Consider the following 19,613-nt stretch of genomic DNA (forward strand, 5'->3'; position numbering starts at 1 on the left):
GGTTGTCTTCAGTAACGGATGCGCGTGACGCGTCCGTACCAGGTGGCATCCATCCTGCCGCAGGCCAAGAGTCGGCGAAGCACCGAGGCCCGATCGGGTTCGGGTGTCTACGCTGGGTGGTGTTGTCGGGCAGTCGCCGTCGGAACGAACCGGCGGCCTTACCAGCCGAGGAATCCCGTGAGTGACACCCCATTCGGATTCGGCCTTCCGCCGGAGGAGCCGGAGAACGGCGACGAGGGCAAGAAGAAGGACCAGCAGAGCGGCGGTGGACAGGGACCGTTCGGTTTCGGGCCGCCCGGAGCCGGCGGCCCCGGCGCCGACAATCCGCTCGCAGCGATGTTCGGTTCCATGAACCCCAACGATCTGGGGGCCGCGTTCCAGCAGCTGGGCCAGATGCTCTCGTACGAGGGCGGTCCGGTGAATTGGGACATGGCCAAGCAGATCGCCCGCCAGACGGTCTCCCAGGGCACTTCTGACGGCACCAAGGACGCGAGCGTCGGTCCCGCCGAGCGCACCGCGGTTCAGGATGCCGTACGCCTGGCCGATTTGTGGCTGGACGACGCGACGTCCCTGCCGTCCGGCGCCGCTTCCGCGGTGGCCTGGAGCCGCGCGGAGTGGGTCGAGGCGACCCTGCCGGTGTGGAAGGAGCTCGTCGACCCGGTCGCCGAGCGCGTCGGCGCGGCCATGGGCGATGTCCTGCCGGAGGAGATGCAGGCCATGGCGGGCCCGCTCATCGGCATGATGCGCTCCATGGGCGGCGCCATGTTCGGTACGCAGATCGGGCAGGCCGTCGGCGTGCTCGCGGGCGAGGTCGTCGGCTCCAGCGACATCGGTCTGCCGCTCGGCCCGGCCGGCAAGGCCGCGCTGCTGCCGCTGAACATCGCATCGTTCGGCAAGGACCTGGGCATCCCCCTGGAGGAGGTGCGGCTCTACCTCGCTCTGCGCGAGTCCGCCCACCAGCGTCTCTTCTCGCACGTGCCGTGGCTGCGCTCGCACCTGTTCGGCGCGGTCGAGGGTTACGCGCGCGGGATCAAGGTCGACACGGCCAAGCTGGAGGACGTGGTCGGCCAGCTCGACCCGCAGAACCCCGAGCAGCTGCAGGACGCCCTCCAGCAGGGCATGTTCCAACCGGAGGACACGCCGGAGCAGAAGGCCGCGCTGGCCCGTCTGGAGACGGCGCTCGCGCTCGTGGAGGGCTGGGTGGACGCGGTCGTGCACGCGGCCGCGAAGCCGCGTCTTTCCTCCGCGGACGCGCTGCGCGAGACGCTGCGTCGGCGCCGTGCCACGGGCGGCCCCGCCGAGCAGACATTCGCCACACTGATCGGTCTGGAGCTGCGCCCGCGCCGGCTGCGGGACGCCTCGCGCCTGTGGGCCTCGCTCACCGACGCGCGCGGTGTGGATGGCCGCGACGGCCTGTGGGCCCACCCGGACATGCTGCCGACCGCGTCCGATCTCGACGACCCGGACGGCTTCGTCCACCGTGAGCAGCTGGACTTCTCCGAGCTCGACAAGATGCTCGGCGAGGCGGCGAGCGGCTCCGCCGAGAAGACGAACCTGAAGAAGGACGACGCTCCCGCGGACGACGACAAGGGTGACGGCACCGAGTGACCCTTCACGACGACGCCGTCCTCGTACTGAAGCAGTACGAGGACCAGGAAGAGCTGCGCCAGGTCTATCTGGACCATCTGTCCGAGCATCCGGACGGCATGTGGAAGGCCTGCACGGCGGGGCATGTCACGGCCAGCGCCCTGGTCATCGACCCGGTCGGCGGCCGCGTCCTGCTGACGCTGCACCGCAAGCTGCAGATGTGGCTGCAGATGGGCGGCCACTGCGAGCCGGGCGATCCGACGCTGGCTGCGGCCGCGCTGCGCGAGGCGACCGAGGAGTCGGGCATCGAGGGTCTGGTCCTGCTGCCGGGCGGCCCCGTGACCCTGGACCGGCACGCCATCCCGGCGCCGTGCAACTGGCATCTGGACGTCCAGTACGCCGCGCTCGCCCCGGCCGAGGCCGTGGCGGCGATCAGCGACGAGTCCCTGGACCTGCGCTGGTTCCCCTACGAGGAGGTCGCGGACGTGGCGGACACCTCGGTCGTACGGCTCCTGGAAGCAACGCGCGCACGACTCGCGGCCTGAGGCACGTGTAAGGGGCGACCGCCATGGCGATCGCCCCTTACGTCCGTTTCCCGGACCGTCACCCGGTCATCCGACCGCCGGTCGAACAACCGACCTCGGGTGCGGCCGGTCAACCGGCCATCGGCCGGTCAGCTCCAGACGTTGCCCTGGTTCTGCGCCCGGGCGCCCTGCTGCCCCATGCCGTACTGGGCGCGCAGTCCCTGGCCGATCACCGCGTTCTGCGGCGGCAGCAGTTCGCTGGGCTGGACGAGCGCGAAGCCCTGGCCCAAGAAGCTGAGCTCCCAGCCCTCACCGGTGTTGCCCCGCCGCCGCCACACCCCGGAGGAGTGCGTCTGGGCCTGCATCTGGACACGCAGGCCAGTGGACCAGGCGACGATCGCGTCGGCGTCACAGTTGACGTACTTGTCCGGCGTGACCTGCATCATCAGCGGCATGCCCGAGGTCATCAGGGCGACCTTGCCACGGCCGGTGATGTTGAGCTGGTACTTGCCGGAGCCGGAGATGCCGTACTGGCTGTCCACCGCGATGACCTCGTGGTGCAGCAAGGAGTCCATCGCCAGGACGTAGCTGCTGTCGACGGTCAGCCCGTCCTGCTCCACGTCGACCACGTGCACGTGCTGGGCGAGATTGGCCAGATAGACCGTCCCCTGCCCGTGGCACCTCATCAGGTCGAGGCCTTCACCGGTGTACGCACGTGCGCGGTGCTGGCTGTTGTTCTGGTACTCGGCGTCGAACTCCACGAGCCCCTGGTACGCGACCATGGTGCCCTTGCGGGCCAGGATGTCGTCGTGCCCCTCCATGACGACTCGCAGCATCTGCGAGTTCTGGAGGCTGTAGCGCTCCTGGGTCTGCTGCTCGTTGTAGCCGAAAAGCGGGCTCTGCATGATGTGGTGCCCCCCCTCAGCCCCGGATCCGGAGGCGGTCGGTGCTGTCCTCGCTGGGCTGGACGACGACGATGCCCTGTCCGGAGAACGCCATCTGGTACGCCTCGCCGCTGCCGCGTCCGATCAGCGACTGCGCCTTGAAGCTGCGCTTGCCCTTCACCTTGAGGTTCGGGGACCAGGCGACGAGCGCGTCCGGGTCGACGTACGTCTCGTCCTCACCGCCACCGCAGTCGACCACGATCGGCGTGCCGCGCGAGGTCAGCGCGACCCATCCCTGGCCGGAGATCTTGGTGTTCCACAGGCCCTGTCCGGCGAACTTGGCGAGCCCCTTCACCCGCTCGACGCCCCATTGGAGATGGGCGTCGAAGGCGAGCAGGTTGGTGGCGTTGACGGAGATCGCGTCCCCGTTGAGGTTGATGACGACGACGTTCGCCCCGTAGTCGGCCAGGTAGAGCAGGCCGTCGCCGGTGCACTTCATGAGGGGTGCGCCCTCACCGGTCATCCAGTCCCGCGCGATCTGGCGTACGGCGGGCGGGTTGGGCTCGTACTGGACGAACCCTTCGTAGGCGACCATCGAGCCCACGCGCGCGAAGAGGTCGTTTCCCGTCTGCATGGCGACCTTGAGCATGTGGTTGCCGTGGTTCTCCATGCGGGCGGTGACAGGTGCCGGGGCGAAGCCCGCGAGTGGCTGGTTCATGACGGGCTCCCTCAGACCTCGTATGGCTGGACGACGATGAAATTGCCGGGCGCGCCGCGGAACTGGAGGTTCACGCTCTCCCCGGTGTCGCCGGGGTAGGCGTTGCGGCGCATCCGCACCTGGCTGGAGACGATCACCTGGGAGGCCGCGGACCAGGCGACGACGGCGTTGCAGTCGGCGAAGGTCGTCGGCGTCACGGGCAGCACGACGGGTGCGCCGTGCGTCTTCACGACGATCGTTCCGGTCCCCTGGAACTGCATGGTGAACAGCGCGCCTCCGGGGATGCCGTGCCCCTCGATACGCCGGACCTCGTACTGGAGGGACTCGTCGAAGGCGAGCACGCTCTCCGCGGAGACGCAGATCGCGTCGCCCTGGAGTTCGATGGGATGCACGTGGGTGGCGTTCTCGGCGAGGAACACCTGCCCCTGGCCGGTACAGCGCATGAGCTGCATCTCCTGGCCGGTCGCGTTGCCCACGATCCGCCCGGCGAAGCCGGCGCCCTTGTAGCTGAAGTCGACCTTGCCCTGGTAGAGCACCATGCTGCCCTGGCGGGCCAGCACGGGCTGGCCGCCGATACCGAGGTCGACGCGGATGAGCTTCTTGTTCTGCTGGGTCCACCGCTGACCGGTGGGCGTCTCCTTGTAGGCCCCCAGCGCGGCGGCCACACCGGCACCGCCCTGCGGGGCCCCCTGGGGAACGCCGTACGGGGACGGCGCGCCGGGCTGACCCGGCGCCTGGCCCGGAACCTGGCCGTACGGCGGCTGCTGGCCGTAGCCCGGAGGCGCCGTAGGGGCCTGCTGCCCGTAGCCGGGGGGCGCGGGCGGCGCCTGCTGGCCGTAACCGGGCGGCATGGGAGCCGTCTGACCGGGAGGCTGCTGTCCGTAGCCGGGCGGCGGTCCGGGCGGGCCGGGCGGCTGGATGTACGGAGCGGGGCCCGGCGGCGGCACGGCGCCGCCCGGCGGGGTGTGCAGCGGAGCGATGATGGTCGGCGCGGCGTGCACCGAGGGAGCCGGGGCGGGCGACGGCGTGTACCCCTGCGCGGTGGGCGCCGGCGCGGGAGCCGGAGCCGGGGCGCCGAACGCGGGGGGTGCGGTGGCCTGGGCGGGCGGAGCGAAGGACGGTGCGGCAGTGGCCTGCGGCTCCTGTGCGGCGGGCTGCTCGTCGGCGACCTCACCACCGAAGTTCTTCAGCAGCGCGTCGAGGCCGCCGTCGAAGCCCTGCCCCACGGCGGCGAACCGCCAGACGTCCTTCAAGTAGAAGTCGCCCAGCATCACGGCACGCTCGGTGGAGAACTCCGCGCCACTGAACGAGTACCGGGCCACCTCCTCGCCGCCCGCGACAACACGGAGGTATCCGGGGGCGATCTGCGACATCTGTCCGGCGCCGTCGATCGTCGCCGTGAACGACAGCTTCTGGATCTGCGCCGGGATCCGGTCGAGCGTGACGCGGAAGGACTCTGTGTCACCCGACTGGGCGCCGAGGAGCTGGATGGATTCTTCGGGGGTCTTCGGCTGGTTGAAGAAGACGAAGTACCGGTCGTCCGAAAGCCTTTCGTCGGCGTCCAGACCGAAGCAGCTGATGTCGAAGGTCAGTCCGGGACCGGCGATCTGCACACCTACGTACAGATCCGTGCCCGCGGTGAGGTCACTGATCCTGGCCTTGTGGCCGCGTTGGAATTCCCTGGCCATGCGTAACGACCGTCCCCCATCCCGTGTGCGATTGCGTCGCGTCAGGCTAACGGGAAACTCTGGGAGTGAACGCCGCCGGTACAGACCCGGTACACAATCACCCCCGGGCGAGGACGGTCCGCCGCCGCCCGCGTCCGCTACTCGTCGCTCGCCACGGGCAGATGCGGCAGGCGTTCGGCCGCGACCACCCCTTCGAGATAGCCGCGGGCACGCTCCGTACGCGGATACGCCTCGAGCAGCCGCCAGAAGCGGGGCCCGTGACCGGGCACCAGAAGGTGCGCGAGTTCGTGGACGAGGACGTAGTCGACGACATACTCGGGCATGCCCTGCAGGCGATGCGAAAGACGGATACTGCCCTCGGCCGGGGTGCAGGACCCCCAGCGCGTGTTCTGATTGGTGACCCAGCGGACCGAGGCGGGGCGGGCCCGGCCGTCGAAGTACTGCTCCGACAGCCGCGCGGCGCGCTCGGTCAGCTCGGCGTCGCCGAGCACCCGTTTGCTCTCCTGGGCGGCCAGCTTGTCGAGCATGACGGTGACCCAGCGCTGTTCCTCCGCCTCGGACATACGGGCGGGGATGAGCACGACGGTGCGATCGCCCTCGCGGTACGCGGAGACCGTTCTGCGTCGGCGCGCGCTCCTGCGAACCTCGATCGCGCTCGCCCCCGAGCCGCTTGGCGGCAGGCTCGTCGTGCTGCGCTGTGGCTTTCCGGCGCGGTGCAGTGGGTCGGCGGGCACGCCCCGACGTTACCCGCTGCACATGGAGGAAGTCCCGTCCCCTGGACGGTTCGATGCCGATCCGCACCCCGTGCGCTTGATTTATACGACGAACACCACCGCCTGTGGACAACTTTCGGCACGGTTCGGCCGGGCGGGGCATGCTGGCATTCGATCGGCGGGCCCGGGACGGACCCCGCCGACACACGGGGATGCTCTACGGGTACGGGGGTCGGTCATGCATCCGATGGTGAAGCCCGCGCTGCGGCGCGGCTGGCGGGATCTCAACACGGTGCAGTTCGGGATGGCGCCCGCGCACGCGATGGTGCTGGGCCCGGTGGACACGGCGACAGGCAGCTTTCTCGACCTGCTCAACGGAACACGCGGGCTGCCGCTCCTTCGCGACCTGGGTCGCGCGATGGGCCTGCCCGACGGTCATGTCGACGCACTTGTGGAGCGGCTGGCCCGCTCGGGTCTGCTGGACGACGCGACGGGCGGCGGCCGGGCCGCGGACGCCCTGCGCGAGAAGAAGGCGGTCCTGGACCGGCTCCGCCCCGACCTCGCGTCCCTGTCCCTCGTCGCCCGCGCGCCGGGCGACGCCCTGAAGCATCTGGCCGCCCGCCGCTCCCTGCGGGTGCAGGTGAGGGGCGCCGGCCGGGTGGGAGTCGTCCTGGCCTCCCTCCTGGCCGCCGCCGGTGTCGGCCAGGTCGAAGTGCGCGACATCGGCAGCGTCGAACCCTGGGACGTGGCGCCGGGCGGACTGCCCTCGGCGTCCATCGGCGAGCGCCGGGAGGAAGCCGCCCGGCGCGCGGTGCGCCGAGCGGCACCGGATCGACCACCACGGCCCGCTGCCGAAGGCGAGGAGCTCGGTCTCTCCCTGGTGATCCTCGCGCCCCGGGACGGCCTGGCGGTGCACGCCCCCGATCCCGCCGTCGCCGAGCCCCTGATCACCTCCGGCACCCCCCATCTCTACGCGGGGGTCGTGGAGGGAACGGGTGTCGTCGGCCCCTTGGTGCTGCCCGGCGACACCGGCTGCGCGGGCTGCCTGGACCAGCAGCGCGTCGACCGGGACCCGACCTGGCCACGCCTGATCGCCCAGTGGCGCTCCGGCGCCTCGCACCAGGTCCCGGCCTGCGACCTCGCGCTGGCGACCGGGGTCGCCGGACTCGCGGCGGGACACGCCCTCACGTTCCTCGACGGACGGCTGCCCTCCAGCGCCGGGGCACGCTGGGAGTCCTCCGTGCCGGGCTTCGACTGGCATGCGAAGCCGGTGTGGTCCCATCCCGCATGCCCGTGCGGCGCGGCGGAGAAAAGTAAGAAGGGGGAGCGCGCCGCCGAGGACGCGCAGCCGCACGAGACAATGGCGGGGCAACAGCCGCACGCGGCACGGCTGTCTGGGACTTGGAGGGCGCATGTCTGATCTTCCCCGGAAGGCAGTCACCCGAACTGCCAAACTCGCCGCACTACCGCTCGGCTTCGCCGGGCGAGCGACCTGGGGGCTGGGCAAGAGGATCGGCGGGAAGTCCGCGGAGATCGTCGGCCGCGAGCTCCAGCAGCGCACGGCGGAGCAGCTCTTCAAGGTCCTCGGCGAGTTGAAGGGGGGTGCCATGAAGTTCGGACAAGCCCTGTCCGTCTTCGAGTCGGCGCTGCCCGAGGAGGTCGCGGGACCCTATCGCGCGGCGCTGACGAAGCTCCAGGAGGCGGCGCCGCCGATGCCGACGCGCACGGTGCACTCCGTTCTGCGGGAGCGCCTCGGCGAGGACTGGTCCGAGCTGTTCCAGAAGTTCGAGGACAAGCCGTCCGCGGCGGCCTCGATCGGCCAGGTGCACCGGGCTGTGTGGCACGACGGACGCGAGGTCGCCGTCAAGGTGCAGTACCCGGGGGCGGGCGAGGCCCTGCTGTCCGATCTGACCCAGCTCAGCCGGTTCGCCAGGCTCCTGGGTCCCCTGATCCCCGGCATGGACATCAAGCCGCTGATCGCGGAGCTGCGCGACCGGGTGTCCGAGGAGCTCGACTACGCGCTGGAGGCAGAGGCCCAGGAGGCGCATGCCACGGAGTTCGCGGGCGATCCGGACGTGCTCGTCCCGGCGGTGGTCCACCAGTGCGACCAGGTCCTGGTGACCGAGTGGATCGACGGGATACCGCTGTCGGAGGTGATCGCCGGCGGCACCCAGGAGCAGCGGGACCGTGCGGGCCAGCTGTTGGCCCGCTTCCTCTTCTCGGGTCCCGCCCGTACCGGACTGCTGCACGCCGATCCGCACCCGGGCAACTTCCGTCTCCTGCCGGACGAGAAGAGCGGCTGGCGGCTGGGCGTCCTGGATTTCGGCACGGTCGACCGTCTTCCCGGCGGTCTGCCCTCGACGATCGGCTACTCCCTCCGGATGACTCTCGAGGGCGAGGCCGAAGCGGTCTACGAGCTGCTGCGTGAGGAGGGCTTCGTCAAGGAGTCCATAGAGCTCGAACCCGACGCGGTCCTGGACTATCTCCTGCCGATCATCGAACCGGCCCAGGTCGACGAGTTCACGTTCACCCGCGGCTGGATGCGCAGTCAGGCCGCCCGCATCGCCGACCCCCGCTCCCCCGCGCACCAGTTGGGCAGGCTCCTCAACCTGCCACCGTCGTATCTCCTGATACACCGTGTGACGTTGAGCACCATCGGCGTCCTGTGTCAGCTGGGCGCGACGGTGCGCCTGCGCGACGAACTGGAGGCGTGGCTGCCGGGGTTCGTACCGGGAGAGGACCCGACGGAGGAGCTGCTGGACGAGGAGGAATCCGCGGCCGGAGCGTGACTCGGGCCGCCTTCGGCCCCCGAGCTCGGCCGGGCTCTGCCTACCACCAGGCCGAGTCCAGCCGTCCCTCGATCGCCCTGAGGTTGCTGCGGGCGCAGTTGTCGCAGAAGTAGTGGCGGGTGCCGTTCTCCATGGAACAGGTCCACGTCAGCGGAGGGCCGTCGGCCGGGGTGCCGCAGCGGGCGCACACGATGTGCCGGGCCTCGGCCGTATCGGGCCGCGGCATGGAGCCGGTGCTGTCACTGTCCCCGGGAAGACTCGTCACTTGGCGACGATAACGCCGTCTCGGCAGTTCGCCCGGCACAACGCACCGCGGGGGCCGGTCCGTTCGGACCGACCCCCGCGAGGAGCTGCTTACTGGTACTGCAGCGACTGCCTTCGGCTAGTGCATGACCGCCATGGCCAGCGCGCGCCGGGCGCGCATGGAGGCGCGCTCGGCCCGCCGCTGCATCCGACGGGCGGAGGCCAGGCGCACGGCCAGGCGTTCCCGCTCAGCCTCGTGCAGTCGCTCGTGCATATGCGCACGAGCCAGGGCTTCTGGGATGAGTTGCATCTCGCGGGTCCTGTTCTGACGCGAGTCGTTCGCGCCGGTGGTGGTGAAGTCTGGGATGGCGGAGCCTGCGGGCTCGCTGGTGGACGGCTTCATCGGGGCCTGTTTCTTGGGGTCGTGCGTCAGGGGGCGATCGATCGTTCCTACGGTGTTCATGCCGCAACCGGGTTCTTGCGCGGGCGGCCACGCGGCCGCTTGCGGGCCACGACAACACCCTGGACGAAGAGCTCGCCACCCCAGACACCCCAGGGCTCGCGCCGCTCCTTGGCGCCGGCGAGGCAGGCCTCGATCAGCGGGCAGGTGCGGCAGAGGGACTTGGCGTACTCGACGTCGGCCGGCGACTCGGCGAAGAAGACCTCCGGGTCGTAGGAGCGGCAGGGGACGGGTACGCCGAGGCTCTCGATGGCGTCGTCGAGCGCGGTGAGCGCAGTGAGCGGGATCAAGGTGGAGTCCTCCGTGAGGCCGGGCGGGGGGATCGTTTCGGAAGGCGGTACGGACGGGGCGTGCGCTTCGAGTTGCACGGTTGGTCTTCCTCGTCTGGTCGTGCCGGCCGGGTTGGCCGGTTGGCGGCTGGTACCGGGTTCTGTTCTTGTCCCGAGGCCCCTTCGCTCTGCCGTCCCCGGTCGGGGACAAACAGAAGGGCCGCGGATCCCGGGTGGGGTTCCGCGGCCCTGAAGGCGCCGGCCTGATCGAAGATCAGGCTGGATCACTCCAGGGTTCAGGCCCACGGAAGGCCCACATCGTGTGGTGCTGCTTCGTCTGCTTCAGGGATCCGGCACCGGCTGCCGCAGAGGCATAGGCCTGGGCCTCTGCCACTACTGCCGCTTCCAGTGCCTTCATCGGTCGCTCATTGCGCTCACGGATGGGAAGAACCGCGAGAGACAGAGGGGAGGCCGGCCGGACGGCAGCGATGCCGGACAGACCGGTACCCAGGTTCGAGACGCCGAGCGGGCACGTGGAGACGACCGAGTGATCGGTCATTTTGACGGTGCTGATGGAGCTGATGTTGATGCTGATCACTGGAATCGCCTCCTCTCGGCGTCTTGGGGGACTGGGGTGAGCCAGTCCGACGGCTATTAAGTACAGCACGGAACCAGGGCCTCGGAGAAGGCCGCTGCTGCCGTGGTTAAGAACCTATGGGGATTGCTGGGGCATGCGCAAACTATTTTTTCGACGAGTTTGCATCAGTCACCCTCGCCGCCCTCCGGGGGCTCTTGACCAGCGCAGATGGCCAGAACATCGGCCCCGAACCGGTTGAACTTGCGCACGCCGACCCCGGGGATCCGCGCCAACTCGCCCTCGTCGTCCGGCGCGGCCTCGGCGATCGCCATGAGTGTCTTGTCGGTGAAGACGCAGAACGCGGGCTGCCCACTGCGCTGCGCCTGTACCGCCCGCCACTCCCGCAACCGCTCGTAGAGGCCTTCGTCCATGTCGGAGGGGCAGTCCTCACAACGCATCAGTTTCATCTCGCCGGCGTCGGTCAGCGTGCGTCCGCAGACCCGGCAGCGGGCCGGGGTCCGGCTCGTCCGCCGTACGACCGTGCCTCCGCTGCTTCCGATGCCGCGCTCGATGCCTCCCGGACCGCCGCCGGCGCTGCGGCCCGCCGTGGCGACGGAGCCGGGGCGCAGCCCGTCGAGGAAGCGGCTGGGCCGACGGTTGGGTCTGCCGCCGGGTGAGCGGGACAGGGCCCAGGAGACGAGGAGGTGTTCTCTGGCGCGGGTGACTCCGACATAGAGGAGTCGGCGCTCTTCCTCGATCTGCTCGTCGGTCTTTGCGTAGGTGATCGGCATCATGCCCTCCGCGACGCCGACCAGGAAGACGACGTCCCACTCCAGCCCCTTGGCGGAGTGCAGGGAGGCGAGGGTGACGCCCTGGACGGTCGGGGCGTGTTGGGCGCTCGCGCGCTCGTCGAGCTCGGCCACGAGGTCACCGAGGGTGGCGCCCCGTTTGGCGGCGGCGAAGTCCTGGGCGAGATGGACGAGGGCGGCCAGTGACTCCCAGCGCTCTCTGACGGCGCCGGATCCGGCCGGGGGTTGGCTGGTCCAGCCCTCGCCGGAGAGCACCGCTCGGACCTGGGAGGGCAGGTCGATGGCGTCGTCGAGGAGGGAGTCGTTGGCGCCGAATCGGGCGGCCGCGCGCAGGGCGGCGCCTGCTTTGCGCACTTCAGGGCGGTCGAAGAACCGCTCGGCGCCGCGCAGCTGGTAGGGCACTCCGGCGTCGGCGAGGGCCTGTTCGTAGATCTCGGACTGGGAGTTCGTGCGGAAGAGGATGGCGATCTCGCCCGCGGGGATGCCGGAGGCGATGAGGTCGCGGATGCGGCGGGCGGCACCCTCGGCCTCGGCGGGTTCGTCCGTGTATTCGGCGTAGACGGGCTCGGGGCCCGCGGCACGCTGGGAGATCAGTTCCAGGCGGTGGTCGGCGGCTCGGCCGCGGGCCTGGGAGAGCAGGCCGTTGGCGAGGTGCACCACTTGGGGTGAGGAGCGGTAGTCGCGGACGAGCTTGACGACGGTGGCTCCGGGGTGGCGGGTGCGGAAGTCGAGCAGGTGGTCGGGAGTTGCACCGGTGAACGAGTAGATCGTCTGGCTGGCGTCGCCGACGACGCAGAGGCTGTCGCGCTCGCCGAGCCACAGTTCGAGGAGTCGCTGCTGGAGGGGGCTGACGTCCTGATACTCGTCGACCACGAAGTGCTGGTACTGGGAGCGGACCTGCTCGGCGATGTCGTGACGGTCCTGGAGGATCGCGACGGTCAGCAGCAGGACGTCCTCGAAGTCGATGACGGCGCGGTCGCGCTTGAGGTCCTCGTACGTGGCGTAGAGCTGGGCGATCTCGGCCGGGTCGCGGGGTGAGAGACGGCCGGTCTTGGCCGCGGCGGCCGCGTAATCGGCGGGTACGGTCTGGGTGACCTTGGACCATTCGATCTCGGCGGTGACATCGCGCAGCTCGCCCCGGTCGAGGCGGATGCGGCAGGCGGCTGCCGCGTCGGCGACGAGCTGGATCTTGCGGTCGATGAGCCGGGGCAGGCCGCCACCGACCGCTTTCGGCCAGAAGTACTGGAGTTGGCGCAGCGCGGCGGAGTGGAACGTACGGGCCTGGACACCACCGGCGCCGAGCTGGCGCAGCCGGCCGCGCATCTCGCCCGCGGCCCTGTTGGTGAAGGTGACGGCGAGCACACTGGAGGGCTGGAGGATCCCGGCACGCACCCCGTAGGCGATGCGGTGGGTGATCGCCCGTGTCTTGCCCGTGCCGGCGCCTGCCAGCACGCACACCGGACCGTGCAGGGCGGTGGCGACCTCGCGCTGCTCGGGGTCGAGCCCGTCGAGCACCGCGTCGGCCGTGTCCGGTGCCTGCGGGAAGAGGGTGGAGTGCGTTGCTGCTGTCACCCCGCCATGCTGCCAGGTCGGCGGGGACGCATGAGCCGGTTGTCCACAGGGAGGCCCTCGCAGTCGTACTAATGCGGCAGGCGCTGGGCGTGCTCTTGCTCACCCGTCTGCCGCGAGGTTCACCCGTGTACCGGGCCGGGGTACCCGGGCACGGGAATGGTGGCCCGCTCGCGTACGTTCCACCTCTGCGACAACGCACCCCCAGCAGCAAAGGAGCGCGAGACACATGCCGGGCACTGTGACGATGTACAGCACCACGTGGTGCGGCTACTGCACGCGACTGAAGGGCCAGATGGACCGCGCGGGCATCGCGTACAACGAGATCAACATCGAGCAGGACCCGGAGTCCGCGGCCTTCGTGGAGAAGGCGAATGGCGGAAACCAGACGGTTCCGACCGTGCTGTTCGCGGACGGCTCGACGCTCACCAACCCTTCGCTGGCGCAGGTCAAGCAGAAGATCGGCGCGTAAGCGGTTCACCATCGGTGCGCCCCCGGCGATTGCCGAGGGCAAAAACAGGGGCGGTCCTTGAATCTGGCTCAAGGACCGCCCCTGTTGTGTGACTTGCGCCACTCGTGCGAGTGGGGTCGTGTGTGCCGGTCAGGCGGCTACCGCTCCTGGGCGCGGCAGTGGCTTGCCGTACCAGAGTTCGATCAGGCGGGCGGCGATGGAGATGCCGAACGGAGGCAGTACCTCGCCGGACTCGAAGGCGGTGCGCAGGTCCTCGCGGGAGAACCAGCGGGCCTCATGGATCTCCTCGCCGTCGACGTTGATCTCGGACGAGGTGGCGCGGGCCATGAAGCCGAGCATGAGGCTGGAGGGGAACGGCCAGGGCTGGCTGGCGACGTAGTCGACCTCGCCGACCGTGACGCCCGCCTCCTCGAAGACCTCGCGGCGCACGGACTGCTCGATGGACTCGCCGGGTTCGACGAAGCCGGCGAGCGTGGAGAAGCGGCCCTCGGGCCAGTGCACCTGGCGGCCGAGCAGGATGCGGTCCTCGTCGTCCGTCACCGCCATGATCACGGCCGGGTCGGTGCGCGGGTAGTGCTCGGCGCCGCAGGCGGGGCAGCGGCGGATGTGTCCGGCCGCCGCGATCACGGTGCGCTCGCCGCAGCGTGAGCAGAAGCGGTGCAGCCGCTGCCAGTTCTCCAGGGCGACGGCGTGCACCATCAGACCCGTGTCGCGGGGTGAGAGCAGGAGTCCCGCCTCACGCAGGCCCGCCGAGCGGGCGGACTGGTCGATGCGGCCGGGCAATGCGTCCTTCTGGAGTGCGAAATAGCTCACACCGTCGTCGTCCGTGCCGAGGAAGTAGCGGTGCGCCTCGGTGAGCGGGGCCTCGAAGGAGGGAGTCATGACGAGTTCGGTGGTGCCGTCCGCCGTCTCGTCGATGAGCACCTGACCGCCGGAGACCACGAAGACGCGGGTGGTGGGGTGGCTCCAGGCCGCCGCGAGCCAGGCCTCGTCGAGCCGGTGGTGGGCGGCCCTGTCGATGCCGCTCGGGGCGGTGAGCGAGATGGGACGGTCGGCGGTTCGGTCGGTCCAGGTGGTCACGGGTGCTTCCAACTCCCCCGGTGGAACGGTTGTTTCGGCGGGCGGTTCAGCAGGGCGGGTGCGAAGGGCGCTGTTCGGGGTGGGGACGGACTCTTCAGGAAGGGTGGAGACAGGCTCTTTCAGTGTGCCTCGCGCCAGTTCTCGGCCAGGTCGCCCCACAGATAGGCGCTGGTTTCCACGCCCTTCATGAGGAGGTCCAGTTCGACCTTCTCGTTGGGGGCGTGCCAGCCGTCGGAGGGGACGGAGATGCCCAGGAAGAGCACAGGGGCGCCGAGGACTTCCTGGAGGTCGGCCGCAGGTCCCGAGCCACCCTCGCGGGTGAAACGGATCGGCTGTTCGAAGGCGCGGCCCATGGCGCGCACGACGGACTGCAGGGCGGGGTGGTCCAGCGGTGTGAGGCAGGGGCGGGTGGCGGCGCCGAACGTGATCACGTGCCGGATGCCCGCGGGCAGCCGGTCGGCGGCCCAGGCGCGGACTGCCTTCTCGATGTGGTCCGGGTCCTGGCCCGCCACCAGCCGGAACGAGAGTTTCACGGTCGCCGAGGACGGGATGATCGTCTTGCTGCCGGGGCCTTGGTAACCGCCGCCGATGCCGTTGACCTCGGCGGTGGGGCGGGCCCAGATGCGCTCCAGGGTGGTGTGTCCGGCCTCTCCGTAGGTGGCCGTCGACTTGGCCGTGCTCAGCCAGCGCTCCTCGTCGAAGGGCAGCTCGGCGAAGAGCTCACGCTCGCGTTCGGTGAGTTCGGTGATGCCTTCGTAGAAGCCGGGGACGGCTACGCGCGCGTGCTCGTCGTGGAGGGCGGCGACAAGGCGGGCGGCAGCGGTGGCCGGGTTGGGCACGGCACCGCCGAAGGAGCCCGAGTGGATGTCCTGACGCGGCCCGTACAGCTCGATCTCGCACTCGGCGAGGCCACGCATGCCGGTGCACACGGTGGGGGTGTCCTCGGACCACATGCCGGTGTCGGAGACGATCACCGCGTCGGCGGTGAGCCGGTCGGCGTGGCTTTCGACGAGGTCGCGGAAGTGCGGGGAGCCGGACTCCTCCTCGCCCTCGATCAGGAGTTTGAGGTTCACGGCCGGTGCTCCGCGCCCGGTGGCGGCGAGGTGGGCACGGACGCCGAGTGTGTGGAAGAACACCTGGCCCTTGTCGTCGGCGGCACCGCGCGCGTGGAGACGGTTTCCGTGGATCACCGGTTCGAAGGGGTCGGTGTCCCAGCCGTCCTCGCGGGCCGCGGGCTGCACGTCGTGGTGTCCGTAGACGAGAACCGTGGGAGCCCCGGGGTCCTCGGCGGGCCATTCGGCGAAGACGGCGGGGGCGCCCTCGGTCGCCCAGACCTCGGTGGTCGGGAAGCCGGTCTCCTGCAACTTGGCGGCGAGCCAGTCGGCGCTGCGTGCCACGTCCGCGGCGTGGTCGGGCTGGGCCGACACCGAAGGGATGCGCAGCCACTCCGCGAGGTCGTCGAGGAAGGCCGTGCGGTGGTTCTGGATGTACGTGCGGACGGTGCTGACGGCGTTGTCAACGGGCTTGCTCATGCTCACGAGCCTATCCGCCCACGGAGGCGTGTTCGTCCGGCGGATCCCCGCCAGAAGCTTCCTGTGGGCCCGCCGGGTCCTGTGTGAGCAGTCGTTCCAGTGCCGCGCGGTCCGGGAGCTCGTCCGGGTGGACCACCTCACCGCTGCGGACGTACAGGAACGCGGCCTTGACGGACTCCAGGGGCACGCGTTGCTGTTCGGCCCAGGCCAGGCGGTACAGGGCGAGCTGGAGGGGGTCGGCGGTGCCGGTGCGGCTGGTCTTCCAGTCGACGATCTCGTACGTCGTGCCGACGTCACCCTCCGCCCGGTAGACGGCGTCGATCCGGCCCCGTACGACGCGTCCTGCGATGGCGAGCTGGAACGGTGCCTCGACGCGGTGGGGAGTGCGGTGCGCGTAGGGAGTGCGTTCGAAGGCGTCCTTGAGCTCCTCCAGATCGCGTTCGTCGGCGATCTCGGCGTCGCTGCCGGGGAGGTCCTCTGGTTCCAGCATCGGCAGCTGCAGCTCTTCGAAGCGGGACTCCAGCCAGGCGTGGAAGCGTGTTCCGCGGCGCGCGGCAGGCTGTGGGGGGCGTGGCATGGGGCGCGCGAGCTCCTGCGCGAAGCCGTCCGGGTCGGCGGCCAGGCGCATGAGCTGCGTCACGGTGAGCGAAGCCGGCAGGGGGACATCGGTGACGCCCGCGCGGGCGCGCAGGAGCTCTCCGGTCAGGGCGTCGAGGTCGCGGTCCCAGGAGGCGAGGGTGCGGACCTCCTCCAGGGTGAGGTGCGCGGGTTCCTCCGGATGCGGTTTCGCCGGGTGCGGTTCCTCAGGGTGCGGTTTCGCAGGGTGCGGGCGACCCCCCGGAGCCGATGCCTGGTGCGGGACCGTCGGGCGGTCCTGCGCGGGTCGCGTCGGCCGGTCCTCGGGGCGGTCGGTCGACCAGGAGTCCCAGTCGGACTCGTCCCCGTCGGGGAAGCCGTCGTCGGGGAGGTCGTCGTCCCCGTAGGGCACGTCGTCGTACGCGGGGTCGTCGTCCTCGGGCGGGGGTGGCCAGTCCGGGTCGTCGTACGAGGTGGGGTCGTGGTCGGCCGCGTGCCGGGCTCCCTCCGCCCCGGGGTGGGGCTCTTCGTGGGACGCCACGCGCTCCAGGTGGGCGAGTACGGTCTCGGCGGCGGCGCGACGCCGGGCCAGTGCCGCGTCGTCGAGCGGGAGGGGCCACGCGTGGTCGGCGGCCGCCTCGCGCAGGGCGGGGTTCTCCTCGTCCTCGGCGGGCTCCTCGGCCCAGACCTCGATCTCGCCGTGTCCGGCGGCGCAGTGCTCGTAGAGGGCGTCGAGGAAGTCCGAGGGGCCGCGCGGCTTCTTCTGGGAGGGTCCCCACCAGTGGCCGGAACCGAGCAGCAGTGAGCGGGGGCGGGTGAAGGTGACGTAGCCGAGGCGGAGCTCTTCGGTGTGCTGGTGGTCCTTCATGGCCTCGTGGAAGGCCTTGAGGCCCTTGGCGTCCCAGGTGGCGATCTCGGGGAGCGTGTCGGCGTCGCCGCGCAGCTCGTGCGGCAGGACCTTGCTCTGGGCGGTCCACTTCTCGCGGCCCTGGCCGCTGGGAAAGGTGCCGGTGACGAGTCCGGGGACCGCGACGACGTCCCACTCCAGGCCCTTGGACTTGTGCGCGGTGAGCACCTTGACGGTGTTCTCGCCGCCGGGCAGGGCGTTGTCGAGGCCCTTCTCGTACTGGGCGGCGGTGCGCAGGAAGCCGAGGAAGGCCAGCAGCGTGGCCTCGCCGTCGCCCGCGGCGAAGGAGGCGGCGACGTCGAGGAAGTTCGACAGGGTCTCTCGGCGGCGGGCCGCCAGCGCGTGCGGGGAGGCGGACAGCTCGACCTCGAGGCCGGTGACGGCGAGCACCCGGTGCAGGACGTCCATCAGCGGGTCGGCGAGCGAGCGGCGCAGGTCGCGCAGCTCGGCGGCGAGCCGCGCGAACCGCACCCGCGCGTCCGGCGAGAAGGGCAGCCCGTCGTCGTCCCCTTCGGCCTCGATGGGCATCTCCAGGAACGTGTCGAGGGCGTCGGCGAGCGATATCACCTCGGCCGGGTCGACCCCCTCCACGGCCGCGGCGAGCCGGCGGTCCGGGTCCTCGTCGGCACCCACGCGCGCGTGGGACACGAGCAGGCGTGCGCGCCGCCCCAGGAGGGCGAGGTCGCGCGGGCCGATCCGCCAGCGGGGGCCGGTGAGCAGGCGGACCAGGGACGCGTTCGCCCCGGGGTCCTGGAGGACTTCGCAGACGGCGACGAGGTCGGCGACCTCGGGCAGGTGCAGCAGCCCGGAGAGGCCCACCACCTCGACCGGGATGTCCCGGGCGACGAGCGCGCCCTGGATCTCGGCGAAGTCGCCCGCCGTACGGCACAGCACGGCGATCTCGCCGGGCGCCTTTCCGGTACGTACCAGGTGGGCGATCGAATCGGCGAGCCAGTCGATCTCCTCGGCGTGGGTGCGCAGCAGCGCGCAGCGGACCTGGCCGTCGTGCTCGGCTCCGGGGGCCGGACGGAGGGCCTCCACGCCCTCGTGCATGGCGCGCAGGGGCTCCGCGAGGCCGTTGGCGAGGTCGAGGAGGCGACCGCCGCTGCGACGGTTCTCGCTGAGCGCCTGGCGGGCCGCGGGGCGGCTGTCGGCGTGTGCGAAGTGTTCGGGGAAGTCGTCGAGGTTGGCGACGGAGGCGCCGCGCCAGCCGTAGATGGCCTGGCAGGGGTCGCCGACCGCGGTCACGGGGTGGCCGGTGCCGCCGCCGAAGAGTCCGGCGAGCAGGATGCGCTGGGCCACCGAGGTGTCCTGGTACTCGTCCAGCAGCACCACCCGGAACTCGTCGCGGAGGATCTCCCCGACCTCGGGGCGGGTGCGGGCCAGAGTGGCCGAGAGGGCGATCTGGTCGCCGAAGTCGAGGAGGTCGCGCTCGCGTTTGGCCGCTCGGTAGCGGCTCACCAGTTCGGTCAGTTCACGCCGGGCCGCGGCCGCCTCGGGGACCTTCCGCAGGTCGGCGTTGGTGAGTTTGGCGCCTTCCAGGGAGCGCAGCAGCTCGGCGTCGTAGGCGCGCAGGTCCTCGGGCCGTACGAGGTGTTCGGCGAGCTCGGAGTCGAGTGTGAGGAGGTCGCCGACGAGGTCCGGGAAGGAGCGGGTCAGCGCCGGGTACGGTCCCGGGGCCTCGCGCAGTACGCGGGCGGCGAGCTGATAGCGGGTGGCGTCGGCGAGCAGGCGGGAGGTCGGTTCGAGTCCGATGCGCAGGCCGTGGTCGGTCAGCAGGCGGCCCGCGAAGGCGTGGTAGGTGGAGATCACCGGCTCGCCCGGCGGGTTGTCGGGGTCGATCACGTCCGGGTCGGTGACTCCGGCCTTGATCAGCGCCTTGCGGACGCGCTCGGCGAGTTCACCCGCCGCCTTGTTGGTGAACGTGAGACCGAGGACCTGCTCGGGGGCGACCTGTCCGGTGCCGACGAGCCACACCACGCGTGCCGCCATCACCGTGGTCTTGCCCGATCCGGCTCCGGCCACGATCACCTGCGGGGCGGGCGGTGCGGTGATGCAGACCGTCTGCTCCGGGGTGAACGGGATGCCGAGGAGCTCCTTGAGCTGCTCGGGGTCGGTGATACGGGCGGGCATGTCGGAGAGGCTAGCGGCGCCCACTGACAGCGGAGGCCACATCGGCCGCCGGGACGGAAGAAGTGCTGGTCAACACGTGTGGT

17 protein-coding genes are annotated in these 19,613 nt (G+C 70.8%); 5 read left to right on the plus strand and 12 right to left on the minus strand.

Annotated elements, in window-relative coordinates; all coding sequences use genetic code 11:
- Positions 1-177: 177 nt before the first annotated feature.
- A complete protein-coding gene (locus ACZ69M_RS21990; RefSeq protein ID WP_470052031.1) occupies positions 178-1,608 on the plus strand; it encodes a zinc-dependent metalloprotease in 1,431 nt (476 codons plus the stop codon).
- Positions 1,605-2,132, plus strand: coding sequence for an NUDIX hydrolase (locus tag ACZ69M_RS21995; protein ID WP_470052033.1), 528 nt, complete (start codon positions 1,605-1,607; stop codon positions 2,130-2,132). Before ACZ69M_RS21990 ends, ACZ69M_RS21995 begins: the two co-directional genes overlap by 4 nt.
- A 128-nt stretch (positions 2,133-2,260) precedes the next feature.
- Here the strand turns inward: ACZ69M_RS21995 and ACZ69M_RS22000 are convergent, their stop codons facing one another.
- The 4 genes from ACZ69M_RS22000 to ACZ69M_RS22015 form a co-directional block, all read right to left on the minus strand.
- Positions 2,261-3,016, minus strand: a complete 756-nt coding sequence (locus ACZ69M_RS22000; RefSeq protein ID WP_470052035.1) for an AIM24 family protein — start codon at positions 3,014-3,016, stop codon at positions 2,261-2,263.
- 16 nt (positions 3,017-3,032) lie between these two features.
- The gene (locus ACZ69M_RS22005; protein ID WP_168495351.1) at positions 3,033-3,713 is read right to left on the minus strand and encodes an AIM24 family protein; all 681 of its coding nucleotides are present in this window, start codon (positions 3,711-3,713) and stop codon (positions 3,033-3,035) included.
- Between the two features lie 11 nt (positions 3,714-3,724).
- Positions 3,725-5,401: a TerD family protein gene (locus tag ACZ69M_RS22010; protein WP_470052037.1), complete on the minus strand. Its 1,677-nt coding sequence runs from the start codon at positions 5,399-5,401 to the stop codon at positions 3,725-3,727.
- Between the two features lie 137 nt (positions 5,402-5,538).
- Complete coding sequence (locus ACZ69M_RS22015; RefSeq protein WP_352045935.1) at positions 5,539-6,135, minus strand: M48 metallopeptidase family protein; 597 nt, start codon at positions 6,133-6,135, stop codon at positions 5,539-5,541.
- Positions 6,136-6,352: 217 nt separating this feature from the next.
- Here ACZ69M_RS22015 and ACZ69M_RS22020 point away from each other — a divergent pair, with 217 nt between their 5' ends.
- Together ACZ69M_RS22020 and ACZ69M_RS22025 are read left to right on the plus strand one after the other, a co-directional pair.
- Entirely contained in the window at positions 6,353-7,534 is a 1,182-nt protein-coding gene (locus ACZ69M_RS22020) for a TOMM precursor leader peptide-binding protein (protein WP_470052039.1), read from the plus strand.
- Positions 7,527-8,903 carry an ABC1 kinase family protein gene (locus tag ACZ69M_RS22025; RefSeq protein WP_470052041.1) on the plus strand — a complete coding sequence of 459 codons (1,377 nt, stop codon included), beginning with the start codon at positions 7,527-7,529 and terminating at the stop codon, positions 8,901-8,903. The genes ACZ69M_RS22020 and ACZ69M_RS22025 overlap by 8 nt, the downstream gene beginning before the upstream one ends.
- Positions 8,904-8,943: 40 nt before the next feature.
- On the opposite strand, the gene ACZ69M_RS22030 is transcribed toward ACZ69M_RS22025, so the two are convergent.
- The 5 genes from ACZ69M_RS22030 to ACZ69M_RS22050 all read right to left on the minus strand — a co-directional run bounded on the left by ACZ69M_RS22030 (position 8,944) and on the right by ACZ69M_RS22050 (position 12,833).
- Positions 8,944-9,168 (minus strand): hypothetical protein, encoded by a 225-nt coding sequence (locus ACZ69M_RS22030; RefSeq protein ID WP_129592095.1) that lies wholly within the window; start codon positions 9,166-9,168, stop codon positions 8,944-8,946.
- A gap of 117 nt (positions 9,169-9,285) precedes the next feature.
- Positions 9,286-9,609 (minus strand): hypothetical protein, encoded by a 324-nt coding sequence (locus ACZ69M_RS22035; protein WP_054228177.1) that lies wholly within the window; start codon positions 9,607-9,609, stop codon positions 9,286-9,288.
- Positions 9,606-9,974 carry a WhiB family transcriptional regulator gene (locus tag ACZ69M_RS22040; RefSeq protein ID WP_467978037.1) on the minus strand — a complete coding sequence of 123 codons (369 nt, stop codon included), beginning with the start codon at positions 9,972-9,974 and terminating at the stop codon, positions 9,606-9,608. Before ACZ69M_RS22040 ends, ACZ69M_RS22035 begins: the two co-directional genes overlap by 4 nt.
- Before the next feature lie 175 nt (positions 9,975-10,149).
- Positions 10,150-10,473, minus strand: coding sequence for a hypothetical protein (locus tag ACZ69M_RS22045; protein WP_470052044.1), 324 nt, complete (start codon positions 10,471-10,473; stop codon positions 10,150-10,152).
- Between the two features lie 164 nt (positions 10,474-10,637).
- A complete protein-coding gene (locus ACZ69M_RS22050) occupies positions 10,638-12,833 on the minus strand; it encodes an ATP-dependent DNA helicase UvrD2 (RefSeq protein WP_470052046.1) in 2,196 nt (731 codons plus the stop codon).
- Positions 12,834-13,059: 226 nt separating this feature from the next.
- On the opposite strand from ACZ69M_RS22050, the gene ACZ69M_RS22055 reads away from it, so the two are divergent.
- On the plus strand, positions 13,060-13,302 hold the full coding sequence (locus ACZ69M_RS22055; protein WP_054228181.1) for a mycoredoxin: 243 nt from the start codon (positions 13,060-13,062) through the stop codon (positions 13,300-13,302).
- Positions 13,303-13,431: 129 nt separating this feature from the next.
- Here the strand turns inward: ACZ69M_RS22055 and nudC are convergent, their stop codons facing one another.
- The 3 genes from nudC to ACZ69M_RS22070 all read right to left on the minus strand — a co-directional run bounded on the left by nudC (position 13,432) and on the right by ACZ69M_RS22070 (position 19,530).
- Positions 13,432-14,382, minus strand: coding sequence for an NAD(+) diphosphatase (nudC, locus tag ACZ69M_RS22060; protein ID WP_470052048.1), 951 nt, complete (start codon positions 14,380-14,382; stop codon positions 13,432-13,434).
- A 119-nt stretch (positions 14,383-14,501) separates the two neighbouring features.
- The gene (locus ACZ69M_RS22065) at positions 14,502-15,914 is read right to left on the minus strand and encodes a dipeptidase (protein ID WP_470052050.1); all 1,413 of its coding nucleotides are present in this window, start codon (positions 15,912-15,914) and stop codon (positions 14,502-14,504) included.
- Positions 15,915-15,924: 10 nt separating this feature from the next.
- Positions 15,925-19,530, minus strand: a complete 3,606-nt coding sequence (locus tag ACZ69M_RS22070) for a UvrD-helicase domain-containing protein (protein WP_470052052.1) — start codon at positions 19,528-19,530, stop codon at positions 15,925-15,927.
- Positions 19,531-19,613: the final 83 nt, after the last annotated feature.

This window comes from Streptomyces sp. NPDC107454, assembly GCF_055582885.1.

Excerpts from the sequence above, each read along its gene's own strand:
- ACZ69M_RS22020 (WP_470052039.1), top strand. The coding sequence starts at position 6,353 with ATGCATCCGATGGTGAAGCCCGCGCTGCGGCGCGGCTGGCGGGATCTC.
- ACZ69M_RS22000 (WP_470052035.1), bottom strand. The coding sequence starts at position 3,016 with ATGCAGAGCCCGCTTTTCGGCTACAACGAGCAGCAGACCCAGGAGCGC.
- ACZ69M_RS22070 (WP_470052052.1), bottom strand. The coding sequence starts at position 19,530 with ATGCCCGCCCGTATCACCGACCCCGAGCAGCTCAAGGAGCTCCTCGGC.
- ACZ69M_RS22035 (WP_054228177.1), bottom strand. The coding sequence starts at position 9,609 with ATGAACACCGTAGGAACGATCGATCGCCCCCTGACGCACGACCCCAAG.
- ACZ69M_RS22005 (WP_168495351.1), bottom strand. The coding sequence starts at position 3,713 with ATGAACCAGCCACTCGCGGGCTTCGCCCCGGCACCTGTCACCGCCCGC.
- ACZ69M_RS22025 (WP_470052041.1), top strand. The coding sequence starts at position 7,527 with ATGTCTGATCTTCCCCGGAAGGCAGTCACCCGAACTGCCAAACTCGCC.
- ACZ69M_RS22065 (WP_470052050.1), bottom strand. The coding sequence starts at position 15,914 with ATGAGCAAGCCCGTTGACAACGCCGTCAGCACCGTCCGCACGTACATC.
- ACZ69M_RS22010 (WP_470052037.1), bottom strand. The coding sequence starts at position 5,401 with ATGGCCAGGGAATTCCAACGCGGCCACAAGGCCAGGATCAGTGACCTC.
- ACZ69M_RS22055 (WP_054228181.1), top strand. The coding sequence starts at position 13,060 with ATGCCGGGCACTGTGACGATGTACAGCACCACGTGGTGCGGCTACTGC.